The organism is uncultured Thiothrix sp., assembly GCF_937876535.1.
In the GTDB taxonomy this organism is placed as follows: Bacteria; Pseudomonadota; Gammaproteobacteria; order Thiotrichales; family Thiotrichaceae; genus Thiolinea.
Genome location: NZ_CALFHZ010000013.1, coordinates 1 through 20,197 on the forward strand (window position 1 = coordinate 1; position 20,197 = coordinate 20,197).

The window sequence follows — 20,197 nt, forward strand, 5'->3', positions numbered from 1 at the left end:
TTAAGCGCTTGACCCGCCACTCCATCGGTTGATCGCGCCACAGCATTTCCGCACAGGCGGCTAGTTGAAATTGACTCATGTTAAATCGTTCCTCCCAGTGAAGCAGATAAATCCGCTAGCTCACGCCCGCCTGCCATTAAGTCTTGTAATTCATCGGCTTGAATTTCGCCCTTTAAGGCCGTACCTAAAGTACGTCCACGATTCAAGACGGTGAAACGATCACCCACTGCTAAGGCGTGCCGGACATTGTGGGTGATGAAGACCACACCGATACCGGATTTACGCACTTTGTCGATGGTGGCTAACACATTCGAGGTTTGGCGCACGCCCAAAGCAGAAGTGGGTTCATCGAGAATCAACACTTTAGCCCCGAAGTACACCGCACGCGCAATCGCCACGGTTTGACGCTCACCACCAGAGAGTGTCCCAACCGCTTGATTCGGCTCGCGTAAATTAATGCCCATTTTGGCCATTTCAGTCATAGTGACTTCATTGGCCATTTTGAAATCGAGACTTTTAAACGGCCAGACACCCACGGTCGGCTCGCGCCCCATCCAAAAATTGCGGGTCACTGACATTAACGGGATCATGGCCAAGTCTTGATACACCGTGGCAATACCGGCTTCCATTGCATCGCGCGGGCTTTGGAACACCACTTCTTTGCCGCCAACTAGCATTTTACCTTTGGTGGGTTTATGCACGCCGGACATAGTTTTAATGAAGGTGGATTTGCCCGCACCATTGTCGCCTAATAAGCAGTGACATTCGCCCGGATAGACCGCTATCGACACGCCCGCTAGTGCAATCACTGCGCCGAAGTGCTTTTCGATGTCGACCATTTCTAAAATTGCTTGATTGCTACTCATGCTGCACTCCTTAGCGTGATGACATGGCTTTGCGGCGTACCCAATTATTGAGTAGTACGGCGATTAACAAGATTGCGCCCATAAAGACTTGGAACCAGTCTTGGTTAATATTGGTGTAGGTAATGCCGATCTGTACCATGCCAAAAATCACTGCTCCAATCAGTGCACCAATCGCCGAGCCATAGCCGCCTGTGAGTAAGCAGCCACCAATCACTGCGGCAATAATCGCATGAAATTCTTTTAATAAACCGCGACTTGCATCCGCCGTACCAAATTGCAAGACAGTAATCGTAGCTACTAAAGTGGCTGCCATTGCAGTAAAAATAAACAGAATAATTTTGACCCGTGCCACTGGAACACCGACATTGCGCGCCGCATTCGGATCACCACCAGCAGCAAAAATCCAGTTACCAAAACGGGTTTTATTCAAAAGCCACGAAGCCGCCAACGCCAAGAGTACGAACCAAATAATTTCCACTGGAATGCCTTGCACTTTAGGCGTGCCATTTTGGAAGGTTTCAATCCAGCCCATTTTCGCTAGCCACGAGAACAAACCTTCAAAAGCATTACCGGAAAACACTTGCATCAACCAACTATCACCGGCTGCTTCTGGGATACCCCGTAATTGCGTAGTCCCCGTCGCGACTTTCAAACCCACTAAAGTTAAACCGCGCAAGATAAATAAGAAGGCTAAAGTAACAATGAAAGACGGCAAACCGGAGCGCAGCACAATAAAGCCATTCATAGCACCAAATACAATCGACACCGCAAAAGCAAATAAGATACTGACACCCAAAGGCCAACCCCATAATACCAGCGGAATGCCCAGCGCAATCCCCGCAAAGGCAATCATCGAGCCGATGGATAAATCAAATTCGCCACCCACCATTAATAGGGCGGCAGCCACCGCTAAAATACCGAGCTGAGCCGCCGGCTGCATAAAGTTCATTAGGCCGGCTAAGGAAAACATGCGCGAATCGGCATAAATCGCAAAAAACAGCACAATCGCAATCAAACCAACAATCGCCCCCACCTCCGGACGCTGGAGCAAAGATTTAAGTAAGCTGACTTTGGCAATGCGTTCATCAGGCGCTGTCGTAGGCGGCGAAGAAGCTGGGGATGTACTCATGGGGTCTGACCTCGCAGCACCCTGCTCACGCAAGTAAACAGAGTGACGTGTTTAAGAGAGTTACAGCAAGCGCTAGACTTAGCGAATACCTTTAGCTGACAATTCAACTACTTGCGCGGCTTTTTCCTTGGTAATCAAATTCGGACCCGATGCCACATTGCCACCAGGCATTAAGCCATATTTTTTATAATTAGCGAGAAAGACCACCGGCAGATAACCTTGTAGATATTGCTGCTGGTCAATGCAGAACGCTGCTTTACCATCCGCCACCGCTTTTAAGAAATTGGCGGACATATCAAAAGTCCCAACATGGATTTTGCCGGTTTTACCGACTTCTTCCACCGCCGCTAAAGTCGGCTCACCGGCCGTACTAGCCCCTAAAGCGAGGATGGTGTCGACCGCAGGATCTTTTTCTAGCGCGGCACGTACTTTAGCTTTCACATCGGCAGGGTCATTGCTTGTCGGTAAGACTTCCACTGCACCAAAACCTGCTTTAAAGCCTTCACAGCGTTGATCCAAGGCGACATTGCCGACCTCTTGATTGACGCATAAGCCTTTTTTGCCGCCCATTTCTTTGAGCTTTTCACCCGCTTTAGTACCTGCGGAAATTTCTTCCTGCCCCACATGCAATAAAGCTCCTAGTTTAGCGGAAGCATCCACACCTGAGTTCATCGAAATCACCGGAATGCCTGCTTTGACTGCTTTTTCAATCGCAGGGCCTAAGGCTTTGGCATCAGGAATGGACACAATTAAACCCGCAGGCTCTTGATTCACAGCCGCGTCAATCAACGCCGACATAGCGACCATATCAAAGGTTTCAGGGGCGCGATAATCGACTTTCATCCCCATATCTTTGCCGCCAGCTTCCACTCCATTCTTCACTACTGTCCAGAATGGGTCATTCGCTTGACCGTGTGACACGACAATAATGGTATCGTCCGCAGCCATTGCTATAGGGGATGCAACAGCCAGTACTAATGCCATAGATTTCAACAACTTTCTCATAATTCTCCTCCAGATTTAGAGCGGTCGCCTCAGATTAAGCACTACAAGACCTTGCTTGCGGTGCATCTGAAATCAGAATATGTTTTCTATATTTTTATGTCAATGAAATATTTATTCCAAATCTTAGGAAAATGACACAATCCTATCAAAAAAGTATGGCATAAAAACTCAATAAAAAAATATGATAGTTTTATCGCTTTTTTCGCTAGTTTTACAGCAAATTTGCTAGCCTATAAAATAAAAAGCTAAGGCAAAAATCCTCTAAAACTCAAGCCATTCGTTAATGTCACTAGGGATAAACTAGGCTCATTTCAGTCAATTGTTGTACCAAGTAATGACAAAAATTAGCTGAAATTACAGTAAAAAGCCCAAAGTATAGCTAGGACATGCTTCTAACATTTATCTGCAAATAATCACAACACTTATTAGTGTTTATCACCATTAGTTAAGCTCATTTAACATTAAGCTACAGTCCTTGGCTAAGGCGAAGCACTCGAGTTAATTTGATGTTATTTCTATCAAAATTTGCTAGCTAAATATTTTAAATGAGGTGACTTGAAGTATTGACAAGCATGCTTTGCATGGGCAGTATGGAATAAATATTCCGAAACTTAAAAAATTAGAATTTTTCTTTTGAAAGGTTCTGGAAGTTTAAGCTGGAGTATGGGGGAGAGTTCTTGCTGTAAACACCACACTTCACTCTCTCTCAACACTTTTGGTGTATAGCACTACACTTGAGTTACAAACCGGAGGAGAACCCATGAAGAAATTAGCTTTGACCGTTATGCTGTCAGCCGTTTTATCTAGCACTGCATTCGCCGCTGACCCTGTAAAAATCGGCGTTTCAATGGCGCTATTTGATGATAACTTCCTGACCACTTTACGTAATAGCATTGAAGCCAGCGCCAAAGAGCAAGGCGTAGAAGTACAAATCGAAGATGCTAAAAATGAAGTAGGTACTCAGCTTAATCAAATCCAAAACTTCGTTGCCTCCGGCGTAAAAGCCATCATTGTGAATCCGGTAGACACTGATGCCACTGTGGGCATGAGTGAGGCCGCTGAAAAAGCCAAAATCCCTCTAATCTATGTGAATCGCCAGCCAGTCAATGTTGACAAGCTTCCTGATAACCAAGCTTTCGTAGCCTCTGATGAAGCCGTTTCTGGCACTTTACAGATGCAGGAAGTCTGCAAGCTGATGGGCGGCAAAGGCAAGATTGTGGTGATGATGGGTGAATTGTCTAATCAAGCCGCTGTACAACGCACGAAAGACATCGAAGAGGTGATTGCTAAAGACGGTTGCAAAGATATTAAGATTGTTGAAAAGCAAACCGCTGAATGGTCACGCACTAAAGGCAATGACTTAATGACCAACTGGCTATCTGCCGGTACTGAGTTTGATGCCGTGGTTTCTAACAATGACGAAATGGCTTTAGGTGCGATTCAAGCCCTCAAAGCAGCAGGTCGCCCGATGGATAAAGTCATTGTCGCCGGTATTGATGCAACTGCTGATGCTTTAGCCGCCATGAAAGCGGGTGATCTGGATGTGTCTGTGTTCCAAAGTGCTGCTGGTCAAGGTAAAGGTGCTTTAGAAGCTGCGGTGAAATTGGCTAAAGGTGAGGCTGTGGATCAAAAGGTATGGATTCCTTTTGAGTTAGTAACGCCTGCAAACTTGGACAAGTACATGCCGAAGTAAGACCGCCTTCCCCGAAGGTAAGTCAACTTGGCTTACCTTTTAGACGTGCCAACCACAGGAGGAGCAGTGCACCATGTCTAACCCCAATGTCTCTACCGAGCCTGTTGCCAAGGCACGTAATTATCAGTACGTACTTGAAGTCGAAAATGTCCGCAAAGAATTCCCTGGTGTTGTCGCTTTAGATAATGTGCAACTGAAAATTCGCCCCGGTACTGTCCATGCACTCATGGGCGAAAATGGTGCGGGCAAATCCACTTTAATGAAGATTATTGCTGGGATCTATCAACCCGATTCAGGCACAGTCAAACTACGCGATCAAGTCGTTAAACTACCCACGCCCTTATCTGCCCAAGAAGCGGGTATTGCGATGATTCATCAAGAATTATTACTGATGAACTCCATGACAGTCGCAGAAAACATCTGGATTCGCCGCGAACCCAAAAACTCGCTGGGTTTGATTGATCACAATAAGATGCTGCAAATGACGCAAGATTTATTTAAGCGTCTGAATATCAATCTCGATCCGCGTGCTGAAATCAGTGAACTGACCGTGGGGAATCGCCAATTAGTCGAAATTGCCAAAGCAGTCTCGTTTAATTCGGATGTGCTGATTATGGATGAACCGACTTCAGCAATTACCGAAAAAGATGTCGCGCATTTATTTTCCATTATTCGTGACCTGCGCGCCCAAGGCATTGGAATTGTATATATCACGCATAAAATGAACGAGTTATTTGAGATTGCGGATGAATTCTCAGTATTCCGTGATGGCAAATATATCGGCACACATTTATCCAGTGATGTAACCCGTGATGACATTATTCGCATGATGGTGGGGCGCGAAATCTCGCAAATGTTTCCTAAAGAGGAAGTGGAAATCGGCGAAGTGGTACTCTCAGCACATAATCTCTGCCGTGGTAAAGACTTCCAGAATATTTCTTTTGAGGTACGGGCTGGAGAAATCTTAGGCTTCGCTGGCTTAGTGGGTTCGGGGCGTTCGCATGTAGTAGAAACTATCTTTGGTGTCAAACCACCTGATAGTGGGCATATTGAGATTAAAGGCCAGCGCGTTAATATTAAAAGCCCGCAAGATGCGATTCGCAATGGGATGGCTTTGCTCACCGAAGATCGCAAAGAAACCGGCTGTTTCTTACCCTTGTCAATTCAAGAAAATATCCAACCCGCGGTATTGCATGAGCGCTATGTGAAGCGCGGTTTTGTCGAGCAAAAAACTTTGGATCAGCAGAGTAATGACATCTGCGCCAAAATGCGCGTCAAAACGCCCAGCATGTTTGAAATCATTGAAAATCTCTCCGGCGGTAATCAACAGAAAGTGCTGATTGGGCGCTGGTTACTCACCGATCCAAAAATCTTGATTATGGATGAACCCACTCGTGGCATTGATGTGGGCGCTAAGGCAGAAATTCACCGCTTAGTTACACAACTCGCGCATCGAGGTGTGGCCGTTATTATGGTCTCCTCCGAGATGCCGGAAGTCTTAGGCATGAGTGATCGGATTGTAGTCATGCACGAAGGCCGCATTACGGGGATTTTGCATCGCAATGAAGCTGATCAAGTCAAAATTATGGATTTAGCCGCCAATTAGTCGCTAGTTGTTTTAAGGAGGAGCCATCATGGCAGCTGTTTTATCCGAAGGGGAGTTATCCCCAAGTACGCCACCCGCCACTAAAGCGAAACGGCGTTTACCGCAAGAATTTAGTATTTTTCTGGTCTTAATCGGCATTGCCGCCCTGTTTGAAATTTTAGGCTGGATCTTCGTTGGGCAAAGCTTCTTAGCCAACCCCAGCCGCTTACAGATCATTATTTTACAAGTCTCTGTTATTGGCATTATTGCCGTGGGTGTCACCCAAGTGATTATTACCGGTGGGATTGATTTATCCTCCGGCTCGGTGGTCGCCATGTCAGCAATGATTGCCGCAACCTTTGCTCAATCCAGCGACTGGCCGAAATTGATTCACCCTGCTCTCACTGACTTACCGTTTATTGTACCTTTAGCCGTCGGTTTAACGATTGGTGCCGCTGCAGGTTTTGTGAATGGCTGGTTGATCACTAAAACCAAAATTCCACCCTTTATTGCAACATTAGGAATGATGGTGTCCGCACGTGGTATAGCGCGTTGGTACACTGATGCTTCTCCGGTTTCAGGCTTCACCGAAAGCTTTGCCATGATTGGCAATGGCCTAGACCGCTGGATGCCTGTAGTGATTTTCTTAGCGGTCGCGGTGTTCTTCCATATCGTGATGCGCTACACCCGCTTCGGTAAATTCACTTATGCAATCGGCGCAAATCCACAAGCAGCGCGCGTGTCTGGGATCAATATCGAAAGCCATTTAATCAAGGTTTATATGATCGCAGGGTTATTAGCAGGTTTAGCCGCAATGGTGGCAATTGCGCGCATCAAAACCGCTCAATCTGGCATTGGTATGATGTACGAATTGGATGCGATTGCTGCAGCCGTTATCGGCGGGGTTTCACTCTCTGGTGGGCGCGGCAAAATCTTAGGTACAGTCATCGGTGCTTTGATCTTAGGCGTAGTCTTATCCGGTTTCACCTTCCTAAAAATCGACGCATATTATCAAGACATTATCAAAGGCGGCATTATCGTTCTTGCAGTAGTTATCGACCAACAGCGCCAAAATAAAATGCGCAAGAGTCGCTGACGTATCAACTTTTCGAGTAGACTAAACTCCTCCATTTCCCGCTCTTTTGTTAGCAAAAGGCGGGATTTTCATTTTCACCACCAGAGGAATCCCCATGATCCAACGTCTCCACAGTGGCAAACGTATGAGCCAAATCGTTATCCACAATCAAACCGTTTATCTAGCTGGGCAAGTCGATGAAACCGATAGTCGTGGCTCGGTCGATCACCAAACTCGGGTTATTCTGAGCCAAATTGATCAGCTCTTGGCGGAGGCAGGCACAGATAAATCTAAGCTCTTAACCGCAACCATTTATCTGACGGATATGAGCCAGTTTGATTTGATGAATCAGGCTTGGGAAGCATGGGTAAGCCCGGGCAATGCACCCACCCGTGCGACGGTCGGTGTCACTGCCTTAGCGGGTGATGCGTATCAGGTGGAGATTGTAGTTTCCGCAGCGCTCTAAACTAGAGTCAAGGATGCGCTTAAGTTTAAGCGCCCTTATCCTGATCAAATTTATAAAAATACTCCCAGTAGCAATAAACCGCTGCACCTGTGGCAATCATCGCCCAGAAGGAGTTTTGCCCATACCATTCAAATACAGCCCACAATACACAGAAGCCGGTAATAGCAACACGTCGCCATTTGGGTTGAAAAAAAGCACGATCACGCTCGTTAATCATCTGAGTTTCCAAGAGTTGGGGTCACTCAGTCTAGTAGAAACACCTAGCCGTTCCTAGTAAACCCTAGTTAATCAGCTGCCTTTTCTTAACTAAGCCAACTCTTTAAAAATCCAATTTACGCTCACTCATCCACTTCACCATCGCCGGATCACGATGTGAAAAGAAACTGCTGGTTTTACTATCCAATGCCGCAATTTGTGCTTGATCATCGGCATCTAATTCAAAATCGAAAATTGCCATATTCTCGACCATGCGTTCTTTACGGACTGATTTTGCTAAAGCCACAATGCCGCGTTGAATCACCCAACGCAGTACTACTTGCCCAATGGTTTTATGATGTTTAGTGGCAATGGCTTGCAGTACTTCATGGTGAAATAGATTATTGCGCCCTTCGGCAAAGGGTGCCCAAGCCTCGGTTTGTACACCCTGTTCCAGCATAAATTGAGCACTCTCGATTTGTTGCTGGAAGGGGTTGACCTCAACTTGATTAACCATTGGTTTGATTTGATTAAAAACAATCATATCCATTAGACGATCTGGCTCAAAATTACTCACGCCAATGGCACGCAATTTACCCGCTCGATAAGCCTCTTCCATTGCCCGCCATGAACCATGCACATCGCTATAGGGTTGATGAATCAGATACAAATCCAAATAATCCATTTGCAAACGACGTAATGAGTCATCAATCGCTTGTTGCGTACGCTCATAGCCCGTGTGTTGCACCCATAATTTGCTGGTCACAAATAAATCAGCGCGTGCTATCCCACTGTTTCTAATACCCTGCCCCACGGCCTCTTCATTCTTATAACTAGCAGCGGTATCAATCAGACGATACCCCACCTCAATCGCATCACTGACCGCACGCGCACAGTCTTGTGGATCAGGAATTTGAAACACCCCAAAACCCAATAGGGGCATAGTGATACCATTATTTAAAGTTACGGTTTGCATGATAAGTTCTCGGCTGAAATTAGAATGAAGCTACTGTAAGACAAGCATTAGCAACTGAATAGCTAACAATTGCTTGATGGATTATCATGAATTACTTGCTAATTGAATTGAGTTTATGGCTATTAATGAATTACGTGCGCTGTCCATTTTCATCAAAACCGCTGAATTAGGTAGTTTGCGCAAAGCGGCGTTCGCCTTAAACCTAAGCCCCCAAGCCGCAAGCCAAGCGTTAGCGCAATTGGAACAACATTTGGATGTACGCTTATTTCATCGCACCACACGGGTGATGTCCTTGACCGATGAAGGTCAGCGTTTAGTCAATGAGGCACAACCCGCCTTATTAAGCCTAGAGCGTGCGATTGCTCACACTAAAGAAGGTAAAAATGAAATGTCAGGGCCACTGCGTATTGTGGGGCCACGCACTACGTTTATCCCGATTTTGTGGCGCTTGCTGGATGAGTTCTGCACGCAATATCCGTCTATTCAACCCGATGTGCAACTTGAAGATGCGGTAGGCAATTGGGTGGAAGATCGTGTAGATGTGGGCTTTCGTCTAGGGCCATCTGCTGAAGAAGGCGTGATTGCACGTGCTTTATTTCCCTCACAACTCATTCTGTGCGCTGCGCCTAAGTATCTTTCACGCTATGGTGTACCTCATACTTTAGCTGAGCTTACTCAACACCGTTGCAGTGCATTTCGCAACTCTGGATTGATGCCGTGGTTTTTTAAAGTCGATCAAACAGTGATTAACTACCCACTGCCCATCGCCTTCTATAGCAATGACGAAAATCTCGAACTACAAGCTATTTTGGCAGGACAATGTATGGGTCAATTATCAGGTGCTACGGCAGCACCTTACTTGCGCTCTGGCCAACTATTACCTTTACTTGTGCAGTACATGCCCGATATTGCCAGTTACTTTGTCTATTACGGCAGCCGCCGCTCCCAACCCGCACGAGTACGTGCATTTGTAGAGCTGGCTATTCAGCGCTTAGTGGGCAATACGGAATATGTACTTAGTACTGAAGAATTAATAACAGGCGAACAATATGCCAAGACTCTGGTTAAGTAGTAATACCCTTAGTTTTCTACTCAAACACTGCTTGGTAAATTTCAGCATTCTAACTAAGAGTTAGTGCCTAGAAATAAAGACCAGCTAGCTTAATGGGCTTAAGATATTGACAGACCTATAAAGACACGCGAAAAGTACAAAAACACCCCCATTTTATCCATGCCCTTCTGCCAAAAAAGTACCTACACTACGAGCATACAATGAGTTCTATTAGGAGGAGACATGATCACTCACACCGTTCAAGGCGTTGCGGTTAAACACATTGACCGTGCTGACGCTGCCACTATCGACGGCCTCGCCAAACTTGGCGCTGCGACCGTACATGAAGCCCAAGGTCGGATTGGCAATCTCAACCCGAATATTCGCCCAATTTATTCCGGCGCACGCATTGCGGGCAGTGCGGTAACCGTACTTGCGCAACCCGGCGATAATTGGATGATTCATGTCGCGATTGAGTTATGTCAGCCCGGCGATATTTTAGTGGTGGGCACAACCACTCCTTGTACGGATGGTTATTTCGGTGATCTGCTTGCCACCTCTGCTCAAGCACGTGGTGTACGTGGTTTGATTATTGATGCCGGTGTGCGCGATGTGCGTGATTTGACCGAAATGAACTTTCCGGTATGGTCGAAAGCCATTTCGATTAAAGGCACCGTGAAGAACACCCTTGGTTCGGTGAATGTGCCGATTGTATGCGCAGGTCAACACATTATGCCCGGTGATGTGATCGTGGCGGATGATGATGGCGTATGTGTTGTGCCGCGTTTGAATGCTGGCAAAACCCTAGCCGCTGCCCAAAAGCGTGAGTCGTTTGAAGGTGAAAAACGCGCCAAACTCGCTTCAGGTGTTTTAGGTTTGGATATGTACAACATGCGCCCTGGCTTAGAGGCGGCGGGTTTTAAATATGTCGATAAATTAGAAGATCTAAGCTAGCTTTCTTTAAGCAATCATCAAATGAGCCTCTAAGCCCCGCAGCGCTTAGAGGCAGCAAATTCACTCTCCCGCCTAGTTATCTCAGCAAACTATTAAGCCCCATAAAACCTAAGTCATTCCCCTAACTCGCGCTTTGATGTGCTATATCCACTTAATATGTCTATCTATTTACCACGACAGTTAGTCTAGGAAGGTTTTATGAAACTCATGATCAATGGTCAAGAGCAAGAGCTAGATCTTGCTCCCGATATGCCGCTCCTGTGGGCTTTGCGTGATCACGCGCATCTGACTGGCACTAAATTCGGCTGTGGCATGGCACAATGCGGTGCTTGTACCGTCCATATAGATGGTCAAGCGACACGCGCTTGTATTACCCCTGTATCCAGTGTCGAAGGTAAATCGATTACTACTATCGAAGGTGCTTCAAAGGACTCCAAAGTCACTCAGGCGCTACAAGCGGCTTGGTTAGCGAATAATGTCCCGCAATGTGGTTATTGTCAGTCGGGTCAACTCATGTCTGCCACTGCACTACTCACCCAAAAGCCCAAGCCTAGCGATGAAGAGATTAATAGCTTCATGTCAGGGAATATTTGCCGCTGTGCGACTTATCAAAGTATTAAAACAGCCATTAAACAAGCCGCTGCTAGCCTCGCTTAAGGAGATATGAGATGGATACTATTAATCTAAGCCGTCGTCATTTTTTCAAAGTGGCTGCAGCGGTAGCAGGCAGTTTGACTTTAGGCGTGTATTGGACTGCCGCTCAGGCAAAAACGACTCCTGAGAAACCAGTAGCAGGCCCCGGCGAAGCGGGTAGCCCTGAAGTAGCGCCTGCGGTAATTGACCCGCATGCTTTTATTCGTATTGACCCTGACAGCACCGTGCATGTAATTGTCAAACATATGGAAATGGGTCAAGGCAGCCACACGGGTTTAGCAACTTTGATCGCCGATGAAATGGATGCAGATTGGGCGCAAGTTCGTGCTGAAAACTCACCTGCAGATGCTTCACGCTATGGCAATATGGCCTTTGGTGGCATGCAAGGCACTGGCGGCAGCACAAGTATGGCTAACTCCTATCTACAAATGCGTCAAGCGGGTGCAGCCGCGAAAGTTATGCTAGTTGGCGCTGCTGCGGCTTGGTGGAGTGTCCCTGCTAATGAAATTACCGTGAAAGCGGGTGTGGTGAGCCATCCTTCTGGCAAAACCGCTAAATTTGGTGAATTGACCGAAGCTGCACAAAAGCAGCCGGTTCCCAGTATCGAACAACTTAAGCTTAAAACCCCAGAGCAGTTCATTTATATCGGTAAGCCTGAACTACAACGCGTCGATATTATGGGCAAAGTGAATGGCACGGCGCAGTTTACTCAAGATGTCCAATTACCCGACATGCTCACAGCAGTCGTCGCACATGCTCCTTTGTTCGGTGCAACAGTTCAATCGGTGGATGATGCCGCTGCCAAAGCCATTAAAGGCGTTAAAGCGGTAGTAAGCTTGCCCAATGCGGTTGCCGTATTAGCCACTGATTTTTGGTCAGCGAAACAAGGGCGCGATGTACTGAAAATCACTTGGGATGAGAGCAAAGCCTATAAAGTCAGTAGTGCTGATCAATTGGCACGCTACCAAAAATTGGCGGAAACTGCTGGTAAAGAAACGACTAAAACCGGTAATCCTGCAGAGGCTTTGACCAGTGCAGCCAAACTAATCAAAGCCAATTATAGCTTTCCCTATTTAGCCCATGCTGCGATGGAGCCGATGAATTGTGTGGTGCAAATCACAGATAAAGGCTGCGAGCTTTGGTACGGTGCACAACTGCAAACCATAGATCAGACCAAAGTGAGCGAGCTGCTCGGTCTTGAGTCTGCGCAAGTTAAAATTAATAGCCTCTATGCAGGCGGTTCGTTTGGGCGACGTGGCAATCCGATGTCGGATTATGTGCTGGAAGCGGCGATGATTGCTAAAGGCAGCAAGTTAGCCGTGCCGATTAAAATGGTGTGGACACGTGAAGACGATATGCGCCGTGGGCATTATCGACCGATGTTTTTCCATAGCATCCAAGCCGGTTTGGATAAGGATAATCAGCTCACGGTCTGGCAACAGCGCTTAGTGGGTCAATCGATTATGGCTGGTACACCAATGGCGATGATGATGACCGATGGCTACGACCCAGTCTCAGTTGAAGGTGCAGGTGAGCCTTATGCGATTCCTAATAAATTAATTGAACTACATACGCCCGAAGATATTCCCGTCACGGTGCAATGGTGGCGTTCCGTGGGCCATACCCATACGGCCTATGCCACTGAATGCTTTATGGATGAAATGGCGAGTGCAGCGGGGAAAGATCCGGTCGAATTCCGGCGCGCCCTTTTAAAAGACTCTCCCCGTCATCTGGCTGTACTGAATCTAGCTGCTGAAAAAGCGGGCTGGGGTAGCGAATTACCGAACGGTCGTGGACGTGGTATTGCGGTTGTTGAGTCTTTTAATAGCTATGTGGCTGAAGTGGCTGAAGTGACGGTGAAGGAAGATGGCAGCTTTACAGTAGATAAAGTCGTAGTCGCTGTTGACTGCGGTCTTGCAGTCAATCCGAGCGTGATTCAAGCGCAAATGGTGGGTGGGGTAGGCTTTGCTTTATCTGCTGCTTTAGGTGAAAAGATCACGCTAAAAGATGGCAAGGTGGAACAGTCCAATTTCCATGACTATACCCCACTGCGGATAGGTCAGATGCCGGTAGTTGAAGTGCATATTCTACCTTCACAAGAAGACCCAAGTGGTGTCGGTGAACCTGGTGTGCCGCCCTTAGCACCTGCGGTAGCGAATGCCTTATTCGCAGCCACTGGCAAGCGTCGTTATGAGCTACCTTTAGGAACTAAAGCTTAATGTCTACGCTTTTGGGTGCTGATTTGGAAGTACTCTGCCAAGCCTTACAATATCACCAGCAAGGTTTAAATCCTTTGCTGGTGACTGTACTGAAAACTTGGGGTTCTGCACCCCGCCCTGCTGGATCTTTATTAGTAATAACCGCAGCAGGCCGCCATGCAGGGTCGGTATCCGGTGGCTGTGTTGAAGCAGATTTATTTCAACGCTGCCAACAGGGAGAATGGCAAGCGTTAAAAGCCCCCGCGCTCATTCGTTATGGAGTAAGCCAAGATGAAGCGGCACGGTTTGGCTTACCCTGTGGGGGACAATTAGAGTTACTGCTAGAGCCGCTGCACGATATAGCTCATTGGCAAGATTTATACAGATGTTTACAAGCAGGCCAAGTGTTAGAACGCAGCTTAAATCTAGCTACGGGTCGAGCCAGCTTAGCAGCTCCTAATCATTCACAAGCCGATGCCTTTAATGCCAGCGATACTGTCGTGCGTAAAGTATTCGGCCCGCAATGGCGAATGCTCTTGATTGGAGCCAATCATTTAGCACGCTATGTCAGCCAATTTGCACTGGCTTTGGATTATCAAGTACAAGTCTGTGATCCACGTGAAGACTATTGGGCAGAATGGGATATACCACAAGCAGCCTTCACTAAAATCATGCCTGATGACGCAGTATTAGCACTTAAGCATTATCAACGCACGATTATTCTCACGCTCACGCATGATCCTAAGCTAGACGATATGGCGCTAATGGAAGCCTTGAACACTGATGCTTTTTATATTGGTGCACTTGGCTCTAAGCTTTCTAGCGATAAACGTCGTGAGCGTATGCTTTATTTAGGGATTTCTGAAGCGAATATTGCGCGGTTACATGCACCTGTGGGCATGGATATTGGTAGTCGCACGCCCGCTGAAATTGCCATTGCCATCATGGCTGATATTACTAAACGACGCAATCGCAGTGACTAAAGTTTATGGCAAAGAACTGACGGCTGTTTTATTAGCGGCAGGTCAAAGTCGGCGCTTCGGTTCAGCAAAACTATTACATAAGCTTGCTAATCGCATGCCCCTAGGCTTATTAGCCGCACAGAAACTTCAAGCCGTTTTTGAACAAGTGTTAGTAGTAGTTAATCACGAATCAGCAGAACTCAACCAGCTCTATCAAAACTTAGGTGTGGAAGTAGTAGTGAATTTACAAGCTGATCAAGGGCTTGGCGCTAGTTTAGCCACCGGTATTGCCCATAGTGCTGATAGTGAAGGCTGGCTCATTAGTCTAGCGGATATGCCCTTTATCCAAACCGAAACGCTGCAGACGCTAGCCACTGCTCTAAAACATGGCGCCTTAATAGCAGCTCCGACTTATGAAGGAAAGCGCGGCCATCCAGTTGGTTTTGCTCAAGCACTCAAAGCTGAATTGCTGCAGCTGAATCAAGACATAGGCGCGAGCCAGTTACTCAAGCGCTATGCTGATCAGCTACTGCTACTCCCCACTCAAGATGCAGGTATTTTGCAAGATATCGATACCCCCGAAGACTTAACTAGGCTAGCAAGCCTCATATAGCCAAAAAGTACAAGTACAAGCTCGTTTTAAACATGGGTATCCCTTAAAAAAACACCTAAAATGCTAGCATAATCGATAGGGAGGAGAACTCTGGTTATGCAAGCTGCACCGAATTTCGAATCCTCATTCTTAATGCTTTTGAGTTGGAGGATAACATGAGCAAGACCTTAGTCATTGACTGTCACGGTCACTACACCACCGCCCCCGATGAGTTGGGTGATTATCGCGAGCAGCAGAAAAAAGACGTTAAAGCCGATCCGCTATTTGAGCATGTCAAAGGCATGGTCGATATTAGCGATGATCAGATTCGCGATAGCCTTGAAGGCGCACAACTTAAACTGCAACGTGAGCGCGGTACGGATGTAGCGATTTTCTCGCCGCGTGCTAGTTGGATGGGGCATCACATTGGCAATCAATCCACTAGTAGGTTTTGGACTGAGCATTGCAATGACCTGATTTATCGCATTACCAACCTCTATCCGCAGAACTTTATTGGCGCGGCACAACTCCCGCAATCGCCGAAAGCCGATATGCAAGCCAGTGCAAAAGAATTAGAACGTTGTGTCACAGAACTCGGTTTTGTCGGTTGCAATTTAAGTCCTGATCCATCGGGTGGGCATTGGACTGCGCCGCGCTTGGATGATCCTTATTGGTATCCGATTTACGAGAAAATGTGCGAGTTAGATGTGCCTGCGATGATTCACGTCAGTGCCTCTTGCCATCAGTGTTTTGATACCACCGGCTCGCATTATTTGGGGGCGGATACGACCGCTTTCCAGCATTACATGATGGCGAAAACCCTATTTAAAGACTTCCCGAATCTGAAGCTGATTATTCCGCATGGTGGTGGTGCCGTACCGTATCACTGGGGGCGGTTCCGTGGTTTGGCGGATATGATGAAACTGCCGCATCTGAATGAAATTATTAAAGATCACCTCTATTTCGATACCTGTGTATATCATCAGGAAGGTATTGATTTACTGTTTGAAGTGGTACCCACCGACAATATTCTATTTGCCTCGGAAATGATTGGCGCAGTGCGTGGCATTGACCCACAAACTGGGCATTATTTTGATGACACCAAACGCTATATTGACGGCAGCAAATTAAGTGCCGAAGACAAACGCAAAGTGTTTGAACTGAATACGCGCCATGTGTTCCCACGCTTAGATGCGCGCTTACAGGAGGTGGGTTTGCTATGAGTAAAAAACCTTATCACGATATTCCAGGCACGACCATTTTCGACCCCGCGATGGCCTTGATGGGTTATCACCTCAATCAGTTCGCGATTTCCTTAATGAAGGCAGAAAATCGCGACAAATTCAAAGCCAATGAACGCGCCTATTTAGACGAATGGGAGATGAGCGAAGAGCAAAAGCAGGCGGTGTTAGCACGTGATTATAACTGGATGATGAGCCTCGGCGGCAATGTCTATTTCCTCGCGAAAATCTTCTCTACCGATGGTTTAAGCTTCCAAGTGGCTGCCGCTTCTATGACTGGCATGACGCAGGAAGAATACGCGCAAATGATGCTCGATGGTGGGCGCAAACCCGAAGGTAATCTGTATAAGCAGGAGCAACATAATGGCTAAAATTACGGCGGGTGTGGCAACTTCACATGTGCCTGCAATTGGTGCGGCGATTGATTTGGGCAAAACCGAACAGCCTTATTGGCAACCTGTTTTCAAAGGTTATGAATACGTTAAACAGTGGATTAAAGAGCAAAAACCCGACGTGATTTTTCTGGTGTACAACGATCACGCCACCGCCTTTGATATGAATTTTATCCCGACTTTTGCGATTGGTTGCGCCCCTGAATTTAAACCAGCGGATGAAGGTTGGGGTGCGCGTCCTGTGCCAACGGTGAAAGGTCATCCACCGCTTGCCGCGCACATTACCCAAAGCCTGATTCAGGATAATTTTGACCTCACTGTGATTAATAAAATGGATGTGGATCATGGCTTGACTGTGCCGCTGTCTTTGGTATTCGGGCAAGTGGAAGAATGGCCGTGCTTGATTATTCCGTTTGCGGTGAATGTGGTGCTCTACCCACCGCCATCCGGTCAACGTTGTTATGATTTAGGCAAAGCCTTACGCAAAGCGATTGAAAGCTTCCCCGAAGATTTGAATGTGCAAGTTTGGGGTACCGGTGGCATGAGCCATCAACTACAAGGGCCGCGTGCTGGCTTAATTAATCAAGCATTCGACAATGACTTCTTAGAGCGGATTGTGGATAAAGCGGACGAATTAGCCCAAGTTCCGCATATTAACTATGTGCGTGAAGCGGGTTCAGAAGGTATAGAGCTAGTAATGTGGCTGATTATGCGTGGCGCTTTGAATGATGACGTGGAATTGAAACACCGCTTTTATCATGTGCCAGCCTCGAATACCGCGGTGGGGCATTTGGTGTTGGAGAATAAGGGGGATTAGCAGGTTACTTGAAGAGCTAGCCTTTTAGGCTGTCTCTTCATCATGCTTTTTCTGCCAAAATGAAAGCTGATAGTCATACAAACTATCTTTGTCTTCCGGCTGATAAAATTCCACAACACAAGGTTTATTAGGAAATTGAAACTTTAGTTTAGCTTCATAAATTTCTTTTAAAATATTTCCCAGGAAAATCAGCTTATCAGATGATATGTCTACACAACCATAATGCTGGATATCCGCAATATGCAGATGATTTAGAGTCCATTCAACAGACTTAGGTGTACATCCTGATACCTCCTCAAATTGCCTAACACTTGATGCCTGCACACCCTCAATAAAAATATAATCCTCAAACTCAATAAAGTTAGGCCAAAATAACGTAGCGTACCCTATCGCTAAACGAAAATTACCTTCACATCCAATCCAAGATTCTAAATCAATACCCTCACTATTATTCCAAGCGCCTAACTGCGCTTGCATGCTTGAAGGAATTGCATGACCCATAGTTATTCTCTTTCTTCGTGTTTGCTTAAAAATTGATGATTTCGCACTGCCCCCGCCAAACCACCTTGAGTCAAAACCTTACCCAAGATAACTACCTCATAAGCTGCTCGCATTTGGCGTGCGCATTGCTCAGCACTCATTTTACCCTCACCTGTGCCTAAACCTGAACATGCTAAAGAATTAATCCGTTGTCCTTGTGCATTGAATTTTTTCACTTCCGCCAAAACAGCTTTAAAAGCTAGAAAGGCATTCGCCGTCTTCGAAACATCCATAGGCACACGCATCGTAGGCGCTGATACTAGATAGGAAAATTGCTTAAGGCCAGTTTCTACAATTAAGGCATTCCCAACAGGCAACTCACCATAAAAATCATCTAGTAAGCGTTGTCGAACTTTCTTCTCAATATCCCACCCCAGCTTTTGTGAGATTTTTAAATCTAAACCACCGTCCATATAGCCAAAACTATTGGCAGGACTGACTAAAGCATCAGCTTCCTGCTCCAAAATATCGCCATCTATAATTTCCACATCAGCACAATCCGCAAAATATTTTTGCCAGGCGTAGAATAAATCTAAGTGAAAAGCGACGAATTTAATAACCACAAGCTAGACTCCTAGGAATGACTAACTAGTTTATCCTCTTTCTAGGTTACTTGGCATTTGTACTTTTCCCACAAAAAACTAGCCATTTCTCTCATTCCCGTTTGCCTCTATAGCTTCTACCTGCACAATTAGTACAATCAAACTCTCAAAGAGGATACAAGAGCTTAGGAGGTATGATGAAAATTTGTATGGTAGGCCAAGGTGCGTTTGGTCAAAAGCATTTAGATGCTTTGAAAAATATCCCAGATGTTGAGGTTGTTAGCTTAGTGGGTGGCACTGAAGACAGCACACGGGAAATTGCCGAAAAATATAACATTCCTTTCTGGACACTCGATTTAGCTGAAGGTCTAGCCCAACCTGGCGTAGAAGCCGCGATCATCACTTCCCCCACGCCGATTCATGCTCAACAAGCTTTACAAGTCATGGATGCAGGCAAGCATGTCATGATTGAAATCCCTATGACAGATAGCCTTGCTGATGCTGAAGCGGTTTGTGCTAAACAAAAACAAACGGGCTTAGTTGCAATGGCAGGCCACACGCGCCGCTTTAATCCTAGCCATCAATGGATACACAAAAAGATCGTTGCAGGTGAGCTGAAAATCCAACAAATGGATGTGCAAACCTATTTCTTCCGCCGCCAAAACCTAAATGCTTTAGGTCAACCACGTTCATGGACGGATCATCTACTATGGCATCATGCTTGCCACACGGTGGATTTATTCGCTTATCAAACTGGCGAAAAGATTGTACAAGTGCAAGGTATCCAAGGGCCGAAACATCCTGAATTAGGCATTGCGATGGATATGAGCATTGGCCTCAAATCTGAATCCGGTGCGATTTGTACCTTATCGCTGTCCTTCAATAACGATGGTCCGCTCGGCTCATTCTTCCGTTATATCTGCGACAATGGCACTTATCTAGCGCGCTATGATGATTTATTTGACGGTCATGAAAAGCAAATTGATGTGAGCCAGGTCGATGTCTCCATGAATGGGATTGAGCTACAAGATCGGGAATTTATTGCGGCCATTCGCGAAAAGCGTGAACCCAATGCCAGTGTGCAACAAGCTTTGGCAGCAATGAAAATATTGGATTTATTGGAACAGCAATTAGAAAGATAACAGTTGTTCACTTCTTAGGCATGGAGAGAACTGATGGCGAGTTTTTGGGTAACTATCCAATGTACTTCAAGAATAGCTAATTCAGAGTCTACTAACAAAACCAAAGTCATCGCGGGAACAGC

At 46.4% G+C, this 20,197-nt stretch carries 21 protein-coding genes; 14 read left to right on the plus strand and 7 right to left on the minus strand.

All coding sequences use genetic code 11. The annotated features are described in order from the left end of the window. Window positions 1-80 precede the first annotated feature (80 nt). From Q0230_RS06610 to Q0230_RS06620, 3 genes are all read right to left on the minus strand, one after another. Window positions 81-866 carry an ATP-binding cassette domain-containing protein gene (locus tag Q0230_RS06610; RefSeq protein ID WP_298609061.1) on the minus strand — a complete coding sequence of 262 codons (786 nt, stop codon included), beginning with the start codon at window positions 864-866 and terminating at the stop codon, window positions 81-83. A gap of 10 nt (window positions 867-876) precedes the next feature. Beyond that, a complete protein-coding gene (locus Q0230_RS06615) occupies window positions 877-1,995 on the minus strand; it encodes an ABC transporter permease (RefSeq protein ID WP_298609062.1) in 1,119 nt (372 codons plus the stop codon). Window positions 1,996-2,073: 78 nt separating this feature from the next. Then, window positions 2,074-3,000: a sugar ABC transporter substrate-binding protein gene (locus tag Q0230_RS06620; RefSeq protein ID WP_298609063.1), complete on the minus strand. Its 927-nt coding sequence runs from the start codon at window positions 2,998-3,000 to the stop codon at window positions 2,074-2,076. Between the two features lie 760 nt (window positions 3,001-3,760). Between Q0230_RS06620 and Q0230_RS06625 the strand changes: the two genes are divergently transcribed. From Q0230_RS06625 to Q0230_RS06640, 4 genes are all read left to right on the plus strand, one after another. Then, on the plus strand, window positions 3,761-4,693 hold the full coding sequence (locus tag Q0230_RS06625) for a sugar ABC transporter substrate-binding protein (RefSeq protein WP_298609064.1): 933 nt from the start codon (window positions 3,761-3,763) through the stop codon (window positions 4,691-4,693). 73 nt (window positions 4,694-4,766) lie between these two features. Continuing rightward, window positions 4,767-6,299 carry a sugar ABC transporter ATP-binding protein gene (locus Q0230_RS06630; protein WP_298609065.1) on the plus strand — a complete coding sequence of 511 codons (1,533 nt, stop codon included), beginning with the start codon at window positions 4,767-4,769 and terminating at the stop codon, window positions 6,297-6,299. Window positions 6,300-6,327: 28 nt separating this feature from the next. Then, a complete protein-coding gene (locus Q0230_RS06635) occupies window positions 6,328-7,374 on the plus strand; it encodes an ABC transporter permease (RefSeq protein WP_298609066.1) in 1,047 nt (348 codons plus the stop codon). Window positions 7,375-7,468: 94 nt separating this feature from the next. Beyond that, window positions 7,469-7,819 carry a RidA family protein gene (locus tag Q0230_RS06640; protein WP_298609067.1) on the plus strand — a complete coding sequence of 117 codons (351 nt, stop codon included), beginning with the start codon at window positions 7,469-7,471 and terminating at the stop codon, window positions 7,817-7,819. Window positions 7,820-7,844: 25 nt separating this feature from the next. Here the strand turns inward: Q0230_RS06640 and Q0230_RS06645 are convergent, their stop codons facing one another. Together Q0230_RS06645 and Q0230_RS06650 are read right to left on the minus strand one after the other, a co-directional pair. Then, entirely contained in the window at window positions 7,845-8,036 is a 192-nt protein-coding gene (locus Q0230_RS06645; protein WP_298609068.1) for a hypothetical protein, read from the minus strand. Window positions 8,037-8,138: 102 nt separating this feature from the next. After that, a complete protein-coding gene (locus Q0230_RS06650; RefSeq protein WP_298609069.1) occupies window positions 8,139-8,990 on the minus strand; it encodes an aldo/keto reductase in 852 nt (283 codons plus the stop codon). Window positions 8,991-9,105: 115 nt separating this feature from the next. On the opposite strand from Q0230_RS06650, the gene Q0230_RS06655 reads away from it, so the two are divergent. The 9 genes from Q0230_RS06655 to Q0230_RS06695 all read left to right on the plus strand — a co-directional run bounded on the left by Q0230_RS06655 (window position 9,106) and on the right by Q0230_RS06695 (window position 17,851). Beyond that, a complete protein-coding gene (locus Q0230_RS06655; protein WP_298609070.1) occupies window positions 9,106-10,062 on the plus strand; it encodes a LysR family transcriptional regulator in 957 nt (318 codons plus the stop codon). Window positions 10,063-10,284: 222 nt separating this feature from the next. Next, on the plus strand, window positions 10,285-10,995 hold the full coding sequence (gene ligK / locus Q0230_RS06660) for a 4-carboxy-4-hydroxy-2-oxoadipate aldolase/oxaloacetate decarboxylase (protein WP_298609071.1): 711 nt from the start codon (window positions 10,285-10,287) through the stop codon (window positions 10,993-10,995). A gap of 198 nt (window positions 10,996-11,193) precedes the next feature. Then, the gene (locus Q0230_RS06665; RefSeq protein WP_298609072.1) at window positions 11,194-11,652 is read left to right on the plus strand and encodes a (2Fe-2S)-binding protein; all 459 of its coding nucleotides are present in this window, start codon (window positions 11,194-11,196) and stop codon (window positions 11,650-11,652) included. An 11-nt stretch (window positions 11,653-11,663) separates the two neighbouring features. Then, window positions 11,664-13,868 (plus strand): xanthine dehydrogenase family protein molybdopterin-binding subunit, encoded by a 2,205-nt coding sequence (locus tag Q0230_RS06670; RefSeq protein ID WP_298609074.1) that lies wholly within the window; start codon window positions 11,664-11,666, stop codon window positions 13,866-13,868. Continuing rightward, window positions 13,868-14,830 carry an XdhC family protein gene (locus tag Q0230_RS06675; protein WP_298609076.1) on the plus strand — a complete coding sequence of 321 codons (963 nt, stop codon included), beginning with the start codon at window positions 13,868-13,870 and terminating at the stop codon, window positions 14,828-14,830. Before Q0230_RS06670 ends, Q0230_RS06675 begins: the two co-directional genes overlap by 1 nt. Continuing rightward, window positions 14,823-15,422: a nucleotidyltransferase family protein gene (locus Q0230_RS06680; protein ID WP_298609077.1), complete on the plus strand. Its 600-nt coding sequence runs from the start codon at window positions 14,823-14,825 to the stop codon at window positions 15,420-15,422. Before Q0230_RS06675 ends, Q0230_RS06680 begins: the two co-directional genes overlap by 8 nt. Before the next feature lie 155 nt (window positions 15,423-15,577). Beyond that, window positions 15,578-16,624, plus strand: a complete 1,047-nt coding sequence (locus Q0230_RS06685) for an amidohydrolase family protein (RefSeq protein ID WP_298609078.1) — start codon at window positions 15,578-15,580, stop codon at window positions 16,622-16,624. Then, on the plus strand, window positions 16,621-17,013 hold the full coding sequence (ligA, locus tag Q0230_RS06690) for a protocatechuate 4,5-dioxygenase subunit alpha (RefSeq protein WP_298609079.1): 393 nt from the start codon (window positions 16,621-16,623) through the stop codon (window positions 17,011-17,013). Before Q0230_RS06685 ends, ligA begins: the two co-directional genes overlap by 4 nt. Next, a complete protein-coding gene (locus Q0230_RS06695; protein WP_298609080.1) occupies window positions 17,006-17,851 on the plus strand; it encodes a class III extradiol dioxygenase subunit beta in 846 nt (281 codons plus the stop codon). The genes ligA and Q0230_RS06695 overlap by 8 nt, the downstream gene beginning before the upstream one ends. 24 nt (window positions 17,852-17,875) lie before the next feature. Here the strand turns inward: Q0230_RS06695 and Q0230_RS06700 are convergent, their stop codons facing one another. Then, complete coding sequence (locus Q0230_RS06700; protein ID WP_298609081.1) at window positions 17,876-18,352, minus strand: hypothetical protein; 477 nt, start codon at window positions 18,350-18,352, stop codon at window positions 17,876-17,878. Window positions 18,353-18,354: 2 nt separating this feature from the next. Beyond that, entirely contained in the window at window positions 18,355-18,954 is a 600-nt protein-coding gene (locus Q0230_RS06705) for a macro domain-containing protein (RefSeq protein ID WP_298609082.1), read from the minus strand. A gap of 173 nt (window positions 18,955-19,127) precedes the next feature. Here Q0230_RS06705 and Q0230_RS06710 point away from each other — a divergent pair, with 173 nt between their 5' ends. After that, window positions 19,128-20,075 (plus strand): Gfo/Idh/MocA family oxidoreductase, encoded by a 948-nt coding sequence (locus Q0230_RS06710; protein WP_298609083.1) that lies wholly within the window; start codon window positions 19,128-19,130, stop codon window positions 20,073-20,075. The last annotated feature ends 122 nt before the right edge of the window (window positions 20,076-20,197 follow it).